This is a genomic window from Streptomyces zaomyceticus, assembly GCF_014656215.1.
Taxonomy (GTDB): Bacteria; Actinomycetota; Actinomycetes; order Streptomycetales; family Streptomycetaceae; genus Streptomyces; species Streptomyces zaomyceticus.
Window position 1 is genome coordinate 33,860 of sequence record NZ_BNBZ01000044.1, and the last position, 13,191, is coordinate 47,050.

Here is a 13,191-nt window from a genome sequence, read left to right on the forward strand (position 1 = left end):
GTGCGACGGACGGTTGTCCGTCGCACCACCGGAAGGGGTGAATGCACGTAACTTTCCCACCCCGGTCGCGTTCTGTCGCGCTAAGCGGCAGAACGATCACGGAGCGTCAGGCGACGGCCAGCTCCTGGCGCCTCTCCCGGCGTTCGGCGGCGCGGAGCGGGTCGAGCGAGGGGACGGCGGCGAGCAGCTGCCGGGTGTACGGGTCCCGGGGCGCGCCGTACACCTCCGTGACCGTCCCCTGCTCGACGATCCGGCCGGCGCGCATGACGGCGACGCGGTCGCTGACCTGCCGGACCACCGCGAGGTCGTGGGCGATGAAGACGAGCCCGAGGCCCAGTTCGGCCTGGAGTTCGGCGAGCAGCGCGGTCACTTGCGCCTGGGTGGTGACGTCGAGCGCGGAGACGGGTTCGTCGCAGACGATCAGCCGGGGCTCTGCGGCGAGCGCGCGGGCGATGCCGACGCGCTGCCGCTGGCCGCCGCTGAACTCGTGCGGATAGGCCTCGTACCGGTCGGGGTCGAGCCCCACCCGGTCGAGCAGCTCCCGCACCCGGGCCCGTATCCGGGTCTCGTCGCGCTCCCCCGCCACCCGCAGCGGGTCGGCGATCGACTCCCCGACCGAGCGGCGCGGGTTGAGGGAGGCGACCGGGTCCTGGAAGACCATCTGGAGTTCGCGGCGCCTGTGGCGCAGTTCCCGCTCCGGCAGGGCGCCGATCTCCGTACCCCCGTAACGGAGCCGGCCGCTCGTCGGGTCGAGGAGTCGCACCAGCATGCGGCCGAGGGTGGTCTTGCCGCTGCCGGACTCCCCCACGACGCCCAGGGTTTCGCCCGCGTGGACGGCCAGGGAGGCCCCCTCGACGGCGGTCACCGCCTTCCCGCCCCGCCCGAACTCCTTCCGCAGATCGAGGGCTTCGAGCAGCGGCTCCCCCTTCCGGGACCGGTCCTCCGGCGCGCGCACCGGTCCGTCGAGCCGGGGCACGGCGGCGAGCAGCCTGCGCGTGTACGACTCCGCCGGCGCTCCCAACACGCCGTCCACGGGCCCGCGTTCGATCTGACGCCCGGCCCGCATGACGAGCACCTCGTCGACGCTCTCGGCGGCCACGCCCACGTCGTGGGTGACCAGCAGGAGCGCGGTGCCGGTCTCGCGTCGCAGCTCGTGCAGCAGATCGAGGATCTGGGCCTGCACGGTGACGTCGAGGGCGGTGGTCGGTTCGTCGGCGACGAGGAGCCGGGGCTCGCAGGCGAGGGCCATCGCGAGCAGGGCGCGCTGCCGCATGCCGCCGCTGAACTCGTGCGGGCGGGAGCGGGAGCGGCGGGCCGCGTCGGCGATGCCGACCCGGCCGAGGACCTCGACCGCGCGGGCGCGGGCGGCCCGTCGCGAGCCTCCGGCGTGGACGCGGTACACCTCGGCGATCTGGTCGCCGACGGCGTAGTAGGGGTCGAGGGCGGACAGCGGGTCCTGGAAGACCATGGCGGCGACTCCGCCGCGCAGACGCCGCAGCTCGCCGGGCCCGGCGGTGCCGACGTCGATGCCGCCGACCCGTACGGTGCCGCCGACCTTCGCTCCCGTACCCCGGTGGAGGCCGAGGAGGGCGCCGGCCACGGTGGACTTGCCGCTGCCGGACTCGCCGACGAGCGCGAGGGCGCGGCCCTCGTCGAGGGTGAAGGAGAGGCCGTCGACGGCCCGCACCGGGTCGCCGGAGCGGGCGAACTCGACCGTGAGGTCGGTGACTTCGACAAGCGGGGTCACGTCAGGACCACCCTTCGGTCGGCGGCGGCGTACAGCAGGTCGGCGACGACGTTGGCGAGGACGACGAACGTGCCCGTCACCATGACCACGCCCACCACCACGGGCAGGTCGATCGCCTTCACCCCGTCGATGAGGGTCTTGCCGAGCCCGGGGATGCCGAAGAGGGACTCGGTGAGCACGGCCCCGCCGAACATCGAGCCGAGGTCCACGGCGCTGATCGCGATGACCGGGGGGACGGCGCCGCGCAGGGCGTGGCGGGTGACGACGGACCGCTCCGACACCCCGTAGGCACGGAAGGTGCGGATGTGGTCCTCGGCGAGCGTCTCCAGGGTGGCGCTCCGGGTGAGCCGGGCGTACTTGGCGGATTCGAAGAGGCCGAGGGTGAGCCAGGGGAGGAGCAGGTTCCAGCCCCACTGCTCGGGGTTCTCGCCGAACGGCACGTAGCTGGGGAAGGGCAGCCACTGGAGGTAGGCGCAGACGGCCATGAGGAGCAGCAGTCCGAGGATGAAGACGGGGGTGCCGCTCCCGGCGAGGGTGAGCAGGGTCAGGATCCGCTCGGTGGGGCCGCCCCGGCGGAGCGCCGAGAGCAGTCCGGTGCCGACGCCGACGACCAGCCAGACGACCAGGGCGCCCACGACGAGGGAGGCGGTGGCGGGGAGCCGTTCCAGGACGAGCCGGGTGACCTGCTGGTCGCTCTGGTACGAGAGGCCGAGGCAGGGCGCGTCGCAGCGCACGACGGCGGTGCCGGTGGAGTAGTCGCGGCCGGCGAAGACGCCCTGGAGGAAGTGCAGGTACTGGGTGAACATGGATTCGTTCAGGCCGAGTTGCTCGCGAACCTGGGCGATCTGCTGGGGGTTGCAGCGCTCTCCGCAGGCGAGCCGCGCGGGGTCGCCGGGTGCCAGGTAGAAGAGCGAGTACACGAGGACCGAGAGCGCCAGGAGGACGAGCACGGCACCCGCGAGCCGCTTGAGGACGAAGCGGGTCATCGGGAGGTCTCCTTAAGGGAATCCCGGCGGGACTCCTTGCGGGTGCCCACGCGCAGCCGGCTCGCCTCGCGGGGGTCGAGGGCCGTGCGGACCGCGTCGCCGAGGACGGTGAAGGCGAGCACGGTGACGAAGAGCAGTCCGGCGGGCAGCAGGACGTACGCGGGGTCGGCGCGGAACCAGGTCTGCGCGGTGGACAGCATCTGACCCCAGGACGGGGTGGGCGGGGTGACGCCGACGCCGAGGAAGGAGAGGGACGCCTCGACGACGATGTTGGTGGGGACGAGGATCGCCGCGTACGTGATGACGGGGGCGGCGAGGGAGGGCAGCAGCTCGCGGCGGGCGGTCCGCCACGGCCCGGAGCCGGCGAGCCGGGAGGCCGCGACGAAGTCCAGGCTCTTCAGGGTGAGGGTCTGGGCTCGCACGAGCCGGGAGGTCCCGGCCCAGCCGAGGAAGCCGATGACGAGGATCAGCAGCAGCGGCCGCGGGAAGTCGCGCGGGACGACGGCGGTCAGGGCGACGGCGAGGACGAGCATCGGCAGGGCGACGAGGACGTCGGTGACCCGGCCGAGGACGCCGTCGATCCAGCGGCCGCCGAGTCCGGCGGCGAGTCCGACGAGGACGCCGATGAGGATCTGGACGGCGGTCGCGCCGACGGCGACGAGGAGGGAGATCCGGGCGCCGTGCAGGAGCCGGACGAACAGGTCGCGGCCGGTGCCGGGTTCGACGCCGAGCCAGTGGTCGGCGCTCGCCCCTCCGAAGGCGCCGTACGGGACGCCGCCGCGGGCCGAGTCGACGAGGTCGTCGTGGTACGTGTTCGCGTCCTGGCCCTCCAGGGCGGCGAGCAGCGGCGCGGCGAGGGCGAGCAGGACGAGCAGGAGGAGGACGGCGGCGGAGACGAGTGCGGAGGGACGGGTGCGGAGCCGTCGCCACACCTGCCGGGCGGCGCCCGAGGCGGGGATGCCCGCCACGGGCGCCGTCGTGTCGGTCGGTGCGGTCACTTGACCGAGACCTGCGAGATGTCGAGGACGCCGGTCCAGTCGCTGATGACGACGTTCTTGACGTTCTTGCCGACGAGCCGCTTGTAGACGGGGTGGAAGAGCGGCACGTCGAGCGCCTGCTCGCCGATCTTCTTGTCGAGGGCGCCCCAGCGGGCGGCGGCGGCCTTGAGGTCGGTCAGCTTGTTGATCTCGTCGATCTCCTTGTTGACCGCGAGGTCGTTCAGCTGGGCGTGGTTGTAGTTGGAGCCGTTGGCGACGATCTGGCGACCGTCGAAGATCGGCGCGAGGAACGGGCCGCCGGCCGGCCAGTCGGCACCCCAGCGGGAGAGGAAGAAGCCGGGCGCGTCCTTGACGCTCCAGCGCTTCTCGTTGAAGGAGTTGGGCTGCTGCCCGTCGAGCTCGACGGTGATGCCGGCCTTGCCGAGGGCCTCCTGGACGGCGGTGGCGATCTCGGGGCTGGTGGCGCGGTTCTGGGCGGTGGAGTGCAGCAGGGTGATCTTGAGGCCGTCGGGGAAGCCGGCTTCCTTCAGGAGCTGCTTGGCCTTCTCGGGGTCGCCCGTCTTCCCGGCCGGGAAGTGGTCGTACGGGGTGAAGCCGAAGGACTTCTGCTCGGGCAGGAAGGTGGTGGCGGGCTCGGCGAGCGAGGAACCGCCGGCGGCGTTGACGACGCTGGTGCGGTTGATCGCGTACGAGATCGCCTCGCGGACCTTCGGGTTGTCGAAGGGCTTCACCTTGGGGTTGAAGGCGAGGTAGTTGGTGAAGCCGAAGTGGCCGGTGCCGACGCGGGCGGCGAGCGCCTTGTCGGAGCCCACCTGGGCGAGTTCGGCCGGGCCGAGGTTGGTGTCGGTGGTGACGGCGGAGGCGTCGACACCGGAGGAGGTGGCGAGGCGCTGGTTGATGACGGCCTCGTCGAGGCCGGACCGGACGTCGATCCTGTCCGGGTAGGCCTTGCGCTCCTCGTCGGTCTCGGGGCTCCAGTGCTCGTTGCGCTCCAGGACGAGTCGCTCGCCGTCGTTCTCGTTCTTGACGACCTTGTACGGGCCGGAGGAGACGGGGTGCTCCTCGTACTTGGCGCCGTTGTCCTTGGCCTTCGGGACGGGGGTGAACTGGGTCTGGGTGGCGACGAAGGGGAACTCGCCCTCGGGCTTCTTCAGCTTGAAGACGATGGTCTTCGCGTCGGGCGTGACGATGGACGCCAGCCCCTTCTTGTCCTTGTAGGGGCCTTCGTACGTGTCGCCGCCGATCAGCCAGTCCCGCAGGTACGGGGCTCCGCCGGAGAGTTCGGCGGCGAAGGAACGCTCGATGCCGTACTTGACGTCGGCGCTGGTGATGGGCGTGCCGTCCTCGAACTTCAGGCCGTCCTTCAGCGTGTACGTCCACTCCGTGGCGTCCTTGTTGGGGCGCCCGATGTCGGTGGCGAGGTCCGGGACGACCTCGGTGCCGGCGGCACCGGCCTCGCGGTTGCGGGTGGTGAGCGTACGGAAGACGAGGGAGGGGACGTTGCCGCCGCCGGAGGTGTAGAGGCGGGCGGGGTCGAAGTCGGTCTGGGCCTCGGCGTTGAGGACGGTGAGCGTGCCGCCCTTCTGCGGGGCGCCCGCGGCCTTGCCGGAGGTTCCGCCCTTGGCGCCGGTGTCCTCGGGTCCCGCGCAGGCGGCGGCGCCCGTGGCCAGGACGAGACTGACGGCGGCCGCTGCCACGCGGCGCGAAATGACGGACGATTGACGCATCGGAAAAGACCTCTCGGAGACCTGCGGTTACGGGAAGGGGAATTCCACACAGGCAGCGGCGAGCGGCGGCATCCGAAAGGAATGGCCGAACACGGGAAAGCGAAGAGAAAAGCCGCGCCTGCGGGGAGGAGACACCCGGGCGCGGAAATGCGTCGGCGGTACGGAAAAGAAAGAAAGCCGACGGGCGCTCGGGCTGGCGTCAGCTACAGAGAATGTCGGCGACGGAATGTCCGGCCACGCCGATGAGCGCCAGCTCAATGGCGGCGCGCTCGGAGGTGACATGACGGATCGACATGCCGAGAAATATGGACGAACACGCGAACGATGTCAACGCGGTTCGGGGTTCCCCTGAGACGGGCATCTCAGGATGTGATCGACAAGTGGGCGGGCGGACCGTCAACTGCCGGGATAGACCCAGGGGTTGGGGCGGCACTTGATTCCGTCGATGTTCAGGGACTTCGTCTGCTGCTGCATCACGGGCGCGAGCGCGCCGGGGGTGCCGCAGATCACATGACCGTGCCCCAGCCGGTGCCCGACCTCGTGATTGATGAGCATCTGGCGATAGGCGAACATCGCCTTGGGTCCGAAGGTCTCCGAGCCCTGCGCCCAGCGGAAGGCGTTGATCATCACGCGGTCCGTCTGGGCCGAGTCGCAGGAGACGTTCTCGACCGTCGTGTCGAGCCCCGACTTCGCACACCACTTTCCCGTGGTGCCGGGACTGGCGAGCGTGATGACGAACTCGGGCTCCCCGCTGGAAACCCGCTCGAAGGTCATCGCGCCGTTGCCCGCCCAACTGCGCCGGTCGTTCAGCGTCTTGAAGACGGCCGTGGCGAACAGGTCGCGGTCGAGAGCGAGCCCGTTCTCGACGTCGATCCGATAGCGGACCAGGCGCCCCTTGCCGGGCGCCTTCTGGAAGCCGGGCACCGCCGTGAAGGCTCCGGAGCCCTTGAGCTTCGGGTCGATCGGGTACTGGCGGGCGATCAGCTGCTCGTACGTCGGAGGCGGCGGAGTGGTGGCGGGCGCCGGGCTCGACGGGGCGACCCGCTCGTCGGAGCGGGAGGCGGAGGTGTCGTCCGAGGCCCGGTCGGTGGGCTGTTCCGCGGCACGGGCGGCGGCCGGGGAGTCCTCCCCCGCGGTGACCTGTCCGGCGACGACGAAGGCGAGGACGGTGGCGACGGCGGCCGCGGCGACACCGGTCAGGGTCCGGCCGAGACCGCCCCGGCCGCCCGGAATGTCCTCCTCGGGCTCGTCCTCGTGGCGCGGTCCGGGAACGAACGGCGCCTGCGGTGCGGCCTGTTCGGTCTCCTCCGCGGTGCCGGGAGAACCGTGCCGGGGGGCGGGTCGGGTGCCGTACCGCTCGGGCCGGGGCGTGATGCCCTCGTCGTGCTGCGGATGCCCGCCCCTCACGGGGGTCCCGTAGACGGGAACGCCGTGCGCGGGAGTCCCGGGGGTGCCGTGCGCCGGGGTGTCGTAGGCCCCGCCGCCGTACCCGGAGGAACCGTAGGAGGGAGTGCCGTGCGCCGGCGTCCCGTATGTCGGGGTGCCGTGCGCGGGCGACCCGTACGTCGGGGTGCCGTGGCCGGGAGTCCCGTACATAGGAGTGCCCTGCGCCGGAGTCCCGTACATAGGAGTGCCCTGCGCCGGAGTCCCGTTCGGGTCCGGAGCGTCGCCCGGGGCCCTGCGGCGGCGCCCCGTGCCGGGCGCGCGCCCGGCCGGCGGCCCCTGCTGGGGCCCCCGTGCCCCCGGTGTCCCCGATGCACCGGGGGTCTGTTTCGCCGCCGCCTGTTGACCGGTGTCGGCCACCGAGGGCGCGGAGCCCTTACGACTGTGCCGTCCCACGCCCCGGATCAGCTCCCGCCGTGATCGACGATCAGGTCCCGGGCGGCCTGGGCGACCGTCTCGGGGTACTCCATCATCGCCACGTGTCCCGCGTCGGGGAGGCTCAGCAGGCGCGAGCCGCGGAAGGCGGCGGCCGCCCTGCGGGCCATCCGGTACGAGACGAGCCGGTCGCGCCCGCCGTACACGAGCAGCGTCGGGGCGAGGACCCGTTCGGCCTGCCTCCAGAGCCCGTGCTGGCCGCCGAGCGTATACGCGTCGACGATGCCGCGCGAGGAGCGGGCCATGGCATCCCAGAAGTAGGGGAGCTCCAGACGCCGCTCCATCTCCTCGACGGCGTGCCGAAGGCCCTCGTCGGAGACCCGGCCGGGGTCTCCGTAACAGAGCGAGAGGACACCGCGGACCCGCTGTTCGGGGGTCCAGTCCTTGCTGAACTTCGCGAAGGCCGAGGCGACGCCCGGCACGGCGAGCAGCACCGTGGGCCAGGCCGTGCGCTGGGCGCGCAGCTCGGGGAGGGCCGGTGAGACGAGGGTGAGGGTGCGCACCAGGTCGGGGCGGGCCGCCGCGACACGGGTGGCGACCGCGCCGCCCAGCGAGTTGCCGAAGAGATGGACCGGTCCGCGCCCCGCGGAGTCGAGGAACCGGATGACGGCCCGGGCGTGCCCGGTGACCGAGTAGTTGCCGTCGTCGGGCGGCGGCGAGTCGCCGAAGCCGGGCAGGTCGACGGCCTCGCCGTCGACGAGGTCCGCCAGCAGCGGCATCATGGCGGACCAGTTCTGCGAGGAACCGCCGAGGCCGTGGACGTACAGCGCGGGCGGCAGTCCGGGCTCGGCACCCGGCCGGGAGCGCACGGTGAGGGTGAGCCCGGGCAGCGACACGGAGCGGAGCTCCTCGCCGTCGGCGACCCGCACGGCGCGGGTGGTGCGCGAGGCGGGTGGCGCGGCGGCGGTCCGGGTTTCCGGCAGCTCGGTCGACGACATGGCCGCAATATTACGAGACGATCACGCGCCGACGCGTGTGGGTGCCGTCACAGGTGCGTGTGCGGCGAGGCGCGTGTGCTCCTACGCTCGGAGAGAGGGCCATCGGAGACGACCGCGACCCGCATGCTCCGGAAGGAACCTCATGACTGTCGATCCGACCGAACCGGACACATTCACCGAGGAAGAGGACGTCGTGCTGGACGAGGAAATCCCGGAGGCCGACGCCGCCGAGCAGCACACCGAACTGCGGCAACGCGAGGACGAACCGCTCACCCATGTCGAGCGCGACTCGGCGAACGAGGCCGACTCGTCCGAACAGGCCCGCGTCGTGACCCTGGACGAGGACGACTACCGCTGATTTGTTCGGTTTAATCTTGAATCGACTGTCGACCCGGACGTCCGGTCCGTGAAATTCTGCGTTCGCACCGCGCACAGCCGGGTTACCCAAAAGTACGATGGCGGCGCGGGCTACAGCGCGCATGGATCGATTTTTGGGAGGCCGCGTGAGCGCCATCGAGCAGACAGAGGCAGCACGCCCTCGGGGCACGCGCCTGCCGCGACGTGCCCGACGGAACCAGCTCCTCGGCGCGGCCCAGGAGGTCTTCGTCGCCCAGGGGTACCACTCCGCCGCGATGGACGACATCGCCGAGCGCGCGGGCGTCAGCAAGCCGGTGCTCTACCAGCACTTCCCCGGCAAGCTGGAGCTCTACCTGGCCCTCCTCGACCAGCACTGCGAGTCCCTCCTCCTGGCGGTGCGCACGGCCCTGGCCTCCACCACGGACAACAAGCTGCGGGTCGCGGCCACGATGGACGCCTACTTCGCGTACGTCGAGGACGAGGGCGGTGCCTTCCGGCTCGTCTTCGAGTCCGACCTGACCAACGAGCCCGCCGTACGCGAGCGCGTGGACCGGGTGAGCCTGCAGTGCGCCGAGGCGATCTCGGACGTGATCGCCGAGGACACCGGCCTGTCCAAGGACGAATCGATGCTGCTCGCCGTGGGGCTCGGTGGCGTCTCCCAGGTCGTCGCCCGCTACTGGCTGTCGAGCGGGTCCGCCATCCCGCGCGACAAGGCGGTCGGACTGCTGACCTCGCTCGCCTGGCGCGGTATCGCCGGCTTCCCGCTGCACGCGGTGGAGGGCCAGCTGAGCGCCGAGGGCCACTGACCGCTCCCGCGGGAACATTCCCGGGGGCTGTTCGCTCCTGGCGTGCGGCGGCTGAGCCGTACGCGTCCCCTCACCGGGCTAATGTGTGCAGCGTACGGCGCGGGTAATCGCGCAACGCTGACCGTTCGGAGGGACATAGCCGTGGAGGTCAAGATCGGCGTGCAGCACGCACCCCGGGAGATCGTTCTGGAGAGCGGGCAGTCCGCCGAGGAGGTGGAGCGCGCCGTGGCCGACGCTCTGGCCGGCAAGGCGCAGCTGCTCAGCCTCTCGGACGAGAAGGGCCGCAAGGTCCTGATCCCGGCCGAGAAGATCGCGTACGTGGAGCTCGGCGAGCCCGCCGTTCGCCGCGTGGGTTTCGGCGCGCTCTGAGCCCAGGATCTACGGGAGAGGCCCGGTGGACCGTCTCGGTCCACCGGGCCTTTCGTATGCCCGTATGGCCACGTCAGGGCGTACGGGAGGATTGCGTTCCGCCCGCCTGGGGTAGGAGGGCCTTCGACCGCACCACCCGCCCCGCATCCCCCCGCGAGGTGATCCGCTTGCTCCTGGAAGTCCTCGGCTCCGCCCTGCTCGGCTTCGCTCTGGCCTGGGCCGCCGTGCTCCGGCTGCCCGACCGCCTCCCCGTCCGGATGCTCGTCCTCGCCACCGGCGCGGTCGGCGGTGTCTTCGGCGCACTCGTCACCCACGGGGCACTCGGCCCCGGTCACTTCCTCGCCACCCTGATCGGCGCGGTGGCGGTGGCGGCGGTGCTGCTCTCGCTGCTGATCCGGCCCGCCTCGCGGCGACGGCTGCGACGATCAGCGACGGTCTGACCGGCGCACCGCCCGCCCATTCCGCCGTCCGCCGGGAAGACCCTCACACCCAGAGGCGAGGCCCAGGGGCCCACGGGAACCCCTCGGGCCCGTGGGCCGAGACCCTCGGGCCCGTACGGGAGACCCTCGCGCTCGTACGGGAGCGCTTAGGCGGCCAGGCCCAGCGCGGCCATGCGCTTGGTGTGCGCCTCGGTGATCCGGGAGAACATCCGGCCGACCTCCGCGAGGTCGAAGCCGTCCGCGACACCGCCGACCAGCATGGTCGAGAGCGCGTCGCGCTCGGCCACCACACGCTGGGCCTGCGAGAGCGCCTCGCCCATCAGACGGCGCGCCCAGAGCGCGAGCCGGCCCCCGACCCGCGGGTCGGCGTCGATCGCCGCGCGGACCTTCTCCACGGCGAAGTTGCCGTGGCCGGTGTCGTCGAGCACCGAGAGGACGAGCCCGCGCGTGTCGGAGTCCAGGCGGGCCGCGACCTCGCGGTAGAAGTCACTGGCGATCGAGTCGCCGACGTAGGCCTTGACCAGGCCCTCCAGCCAGTCCGACGGCGCGGTCAGCCGGTGGAAGTCGTCGAGCGCCTTGGCGAAGGGCTCCATGGCCGCGGTCGGCTCGGCGTCGACGGCGGCGAGCCGGTCCCGCAGCCGCTCGAAGTGGTGGAACTCGGCCGAGGCCATCTTCGCCAGCTCCGCCTTGTCCGCGAGGGTCGGCGCCAGCTTGGCGTCCTCGGCGAGCCGCTCGAAGGCCGCGAGCTCTCCGTAGGCGAGGGCGCCGAGGAGGTCGATCACGGCGGCGCGGTACTGCGGCTCGGCGGAAGCCGTCGCCCAGTCCTTGGCGGCGATCCCGGTGGGTGTGGCGTTGTCAGGCGTCTCCATGGAGCGCACAATAGCCCGCTCGCGCACCCGGGGAAGGCGCTGGTCAGTCAGTGTGACCGTGCCCTCATCACCATTTCTCCCAACACACATGCGCGATTCCGGGGTACAGTGATAAGGCGCCTGCTGAGTATGCGGACATGCTTTCGCACGTTCGGACGTATCCGGTGGGCCGACTCATGAATGAGGATGCCCGGTCGGTGGCCCGATCGGCTCCGGCCCGACAGCCCTTCCGGCGGACCCGCGGAGGGGTCACCTCAGCGGTACGACGCTCGAGCGACGGCAGTGGTCCCGTGCCACCCGGCAGCGGTCTTTCCGATCGCGCCGGCAGTTCCCGGCACGGTACGACCCCCTTCGTTCGCCTCGCACCGCGTCCACAGAAGAGGCAGCACCCTGACTACGACTTTCCGAGAACTCGGAATCCTTCCCGAGACGGCCGAAGCCCTTGAGGCCGTCGGCATCGTCACCCCCTTCCCCATCCAGGAGATGACCCTTCCGGTAGCCCTGACCGGCACCGATGTCATCGGCCAGGCCAAGACCGGCACGGGCAAGACCCTCGGTTTCGGTCTGCCGATCCTGGAGCGCGTCACCGTCCCCATGGACGTCGAGGCCGGCCGGGCCAAGCCCGAGCAGCTCACCGACGCCCCGCAGGCGCTCGTCGTCGTCCCCACCCGCGAGCTGTGCCAGCAGGTCACCAACGACCTCCTGACCGCCGGCAAGGTGCGGAACGTCCGTGTGCTCGCCATCTACGGCGGCCGGGCGTACGAGCCCCAGGTCGAGGCGCTGAAGAAGGGCGTCGACGTCGTCGTCGGCACCCCCGGCCGTCTGCTCGACCTGGCGGGCCAGCGCAAGCTCGACCTGTCCCACGTCAAGGTCCTCGTCCTGGACGAGGCCGACGAGATGCTCGACCTGGGCTTCCTGCCCGACGTCGAGAAGATCATGAACATGCTTCCGGCGAAGCGTCAGACGATGCTGTTCTCGGCGACCATGCCGGGCGCGGTCATCGGCCTGGCCCGCCGCTACATGTCGCAGCCGACGCACATCCGCGCCACCTCGCCCGACGGCGAGGGCGTGACCGTCGCCAACATCAAGCAGCACGTCTACCGTGCGCACAACATGGACAAGCCGGAGATGGTCTCCCGCATCCTGCAGGCCAACGGCCGCGGGCTCGCGATGATCTTCTGCCGCACCAAGCGCACGGCGGCCGACATCGCCGAGCAGCTGGAGCGTCGCGGCTTCGCCTCCGGCGCGGTCCACGGCGACCTCGGCCAGGGTGCCCGCGAGCAGGCGCTGCGCGCCTTCCGCAACGGCAAGGTCGACGTGCTCGTCTGCACCGACGTCGCCGCGCGCGGCATCGACGTCGAGGGCGTCACCCACGTCATCAACTACCAGTCCCCCGAGGACGAGAAGACGTTCCTCCACCGCGTGGGCCGCACCGGCCGCGCGGGGAACAAGGGCACGGCGGTGACGCTGGTCGACTGGGACGACATCCCGCGCTGGCAGCTCATCAACAAGGCGCTCGGGCTGGACTTCAACGACCCGGTCGAGACCTACTCCTCGTCCCCGCACCTCTACGAGGAGCTGGACATCCCGGCGGGCACCAAGGGCATCCTGCCCCGCGCCGAGCGGACCCGTGCGGGTCTCGGCGCCGAGGAGCTGGAGGACCTGGGCGAGCCCGGCGGACGTCGTGGGCGCGGCCCGAAGACCGACAGGACCGAGCGGGTCGAGGAGCGCCCGGAGCGGACGCGGACCCCGCGTCAGCGCCGGCGTACCCGTGGCGGCGGCGACGCCGTCGAGGCCCCGGTGTCGGCCGCCCCGGCCGCGGAGACGGTGACGGACGAGGCGCAGGCCGAGTCCGGCCCGCGCACCCCGCGTCGCCGCCGTCGCACCCGTGTCGGCGCCCCCGGCTCCGCGGCGCTCGCCCAGGCCGCCCCGCCGGCCCAGTCGGCTCCGGCCGCCCGGGTCGAGGCGGCTCCGGTGGCCCAGGCCGCTCCGGCCGCCCCGGTCGAGGCGGCTGCCGCCCCCGTCGTCGAGGCGCCCGTCGCCGAGGCCCCGGTGGCCGAGCCGAAGGCCCCGCGC

General features: G+C 72.0%; 13 protein-coding genes. 5 read left to right on the forward strand and 8 right to left on the reverse strand.

Annotation, left to right across the window (positions count from 1 at the left end; translation table 11 throughout):
- Positions 1-106 precede the first annotated feature (106 nt).
- The 7 genes from IE311_RS33905 to IE311_RS33930 all read right to left on the reverse strand — a co-directional run bounded on the left by IE311_RS33905 (position 107) and on the right by IE311_RS33930 (position 8,274).
- A complete protein-coding gene (locus tag IE311_RS33905; RefSeq protein WP_189835724.1) occupies positions 107-1,747 on the reverse strand; it encodes a dipeptide ABC transporter ATP-binding protein in 1,641 nt (546 codons plus the stop codon).
- Positions 1,744-2,733: an ABC transporter permease gene (locus IE311_RS33910; protein WP_189835725.1), complete on the reverse strand. Its 990-nt coding sequence runs from the start codon at positions 2,731-2,733 to the stop codon at positions 1,744-1,746. Before IE311_RS33910 ends, IE311_RS33905 begins: the two co-directional genes overlap by 4 nt.
- Entirely contained in the window at positions 2,730-3,731 is a 1,002-nt protein-coding gene (locus IE311_RS33915; protein ID WP_189835726.1) for an ABC transporter permease, read from the reverse strand. The genes IE311_RS33910 and IE311_RS33915 overlap by 4 nt, the downstream gene beginning before the upstream one ends.
- The gene (locus tag IE311_RS33920; RefSeq protein WP_189835727.1) at positions 3,728-5,458 is read right to left on the reverse strand and encodes an ABC transporter substrate-binding protein; all 1,731 of its coding nucleotides are present in this window, start codon (positions 5,456-5,458) and stop codon (positions 3,728-3,730) included. Before IE311_RS33920 ends, IE311_RS33915 begins: the two co-directional genes overlap by 4 nt.
- Before the next feature lie 199 nt (positions 5,459-5,657).
- On the reverse strand, positions 5,658-5,753 hold the full coding sequence (locus IE311_RS37415; RefSeq protein ID WP_328488753.1) for an Ms4533A family Cys-rich leader peptide: 96 nt from the start codon (positions 5,751-5,753) through the stop codon (positions 5,658-5,660).
- 101 nt (positions 5,754-5,854) lie between these two features.
- Complete coding sequence (locus IE311_RS33925; protein WP_373314021.1) at positions 5,855-7,054, reverse strand: DUF3152 domain-containing protein; 1,200 nt, start codon at positions 7,052-7,054, stop codon at positions 5,855-5,857.
- Between the two features lie 251 nt (positions 7,055-7,305).
- Positions 7,306-8,274 carry an alpha/beta fold hydrolase gene (locus IE311_RS33930; RefSeq protein ID WP_189835729.1) on the reverse strand — a complete coding sequence of 323 codons (969 nt, stop codon included), beginning with the start codon at positions 8,272-8,274 and terminating at the stop codon, positions 7,306-7,308.
- Between the two features lie 142 nt (positions 8,275-8,416).
- On the opposite strand from IE311_RS33930, the gene IE311_RS33935 reads away from it, so the two are divergent.
- The 4 genes from IE311_RS33935 to IE311_RS33950 all read left to right on the forward strand — a co-directional run bounded on the left by IE311_RS33935 (position 8,417) and on the right by IE311_RS33950 (position 10,246).
- Positions 8,417-8,632, forward strand: a complete 216-nt coding sequence (locus IE311_RS33935) for a hypothetical protein (RefSeq protein WP_189835730.1) — start codon at positions 8,417-8,419, stop codon at positions 8,630-8,632.
- A gap of 145 nt (positions 8,633-8,777) precedes the next feature.
- Positions 8,778-9,437 (forward strand): TetR/AcrR family transcriptional regulator, encoded by a 660-nt coding sequence (locus tag IE311_RS33940; protein ID WP_189835731.1) that lies wholly within the window; start codon positions 8,778-8,780, stop codon positions 9,435-9,437.
- 141 nt (positions 9,438-9,578) lie between these two features.
- A complete protein-coding gene (locus IE311_RS33945) occupies positions 9,579-9,806 on the forward strand; it encodes a DUF3107 domain-containing protein (RefSeq protein ID WP_015036001.1) in 228 nt (75 codons plus the stop codon).
- A 167-nt stretch (positions 9,807-9,973) separates the two neighbouring features.
- Complete coding sequence (locus IE311_RS33950; RefSeq protein ID WP_189835732.1) at positions 9,974-10,246, forward strand: hypothetical protein; 273 nt, start codon at positions 9,974-9,976, stop codon at positions 10,244-10,246.
- Positions 10,247-10,392: 146 nt separating this feature from the next.
- Here the strand turns inward: IE311_RS33950 and IE311_RS33955 are convergent, their stop codons facing one another.
- Positions 10,393-11,115, reverse strand: a complete 723-nt coding sequence (locus IE311_RS33955) for a ferritin-like fold-containing protein (protein ID WP_189835733.1) — start codon at positions 11,113-11,115, stop codon at positions 10,393-10,395.
- A 483-nt stretch (positions 11,116-11,598) separates the two neighbouring features.
- Here IE311_RS33955 and IE311_RS33960 point away from each other — a divergent pair.
- A partial coding sequence (locus tag IE311_RS33960) for a DEAD/DEAH box helicase (RefSeq protein ID WP_229902340.1) occupies positions 11,599-13,191 on the forward strand: 1,593 nt, incomplete at its 3' end.

Bases quoted from the DNA above. Each gene is read 5' to 3' on its own strand.
- IE311_RS33910 (WP_189835725.1), bottom strand. From the start codon at position 2,733: ATGACCCGCTTCGTCCTCAAGCGGCTCGCGGGTGCCGTGCTCGTCCTC.
- IE311_RS33920 (WP_189835727.1), bottom strand. From the start codon at position 5,458: ATGCGTCAATCGTCCGTCATTTCGCGCCGCGTGGCAGCGGCCGCCGTC.
- IE311_RS37415 (WP_328488753.1), bottom strand. From the start codon at position 5,753: ATGTCGATCCGTCATGTCACCTCCGAGCGCGCCGCCATTGAGCTGGCG.
- IE311_RS33925 (WP_373314021.1), bottom strand. From the start codon at position 7,054: ATGTACGGGACTCCCGGCCACGGCACCCCGACGTACGGGTCGCCCGCG.
- IE311_RS33930 (WP_189835729.1), bottom strand. From the start codon at position 8,274: ATGTCGTCGACCGAGCTGCCGGAAACCCGGACCGCCGCCGCGCCACCC.
- IE311_RS33935 (WP_189835730.1), top strand. From the start codon at position 8,417: ATGACTGTCGATCCGACCGAACCGGACACATTCACCGAGGAAGAGGAC.
- IE311_RS33955 (WP_189835733.1), bottom strand. From the start codon at position 11,115: ATGGAGACGCCTGACAACGCCACACCCACCGGGATCGCCGCCAAGGAC.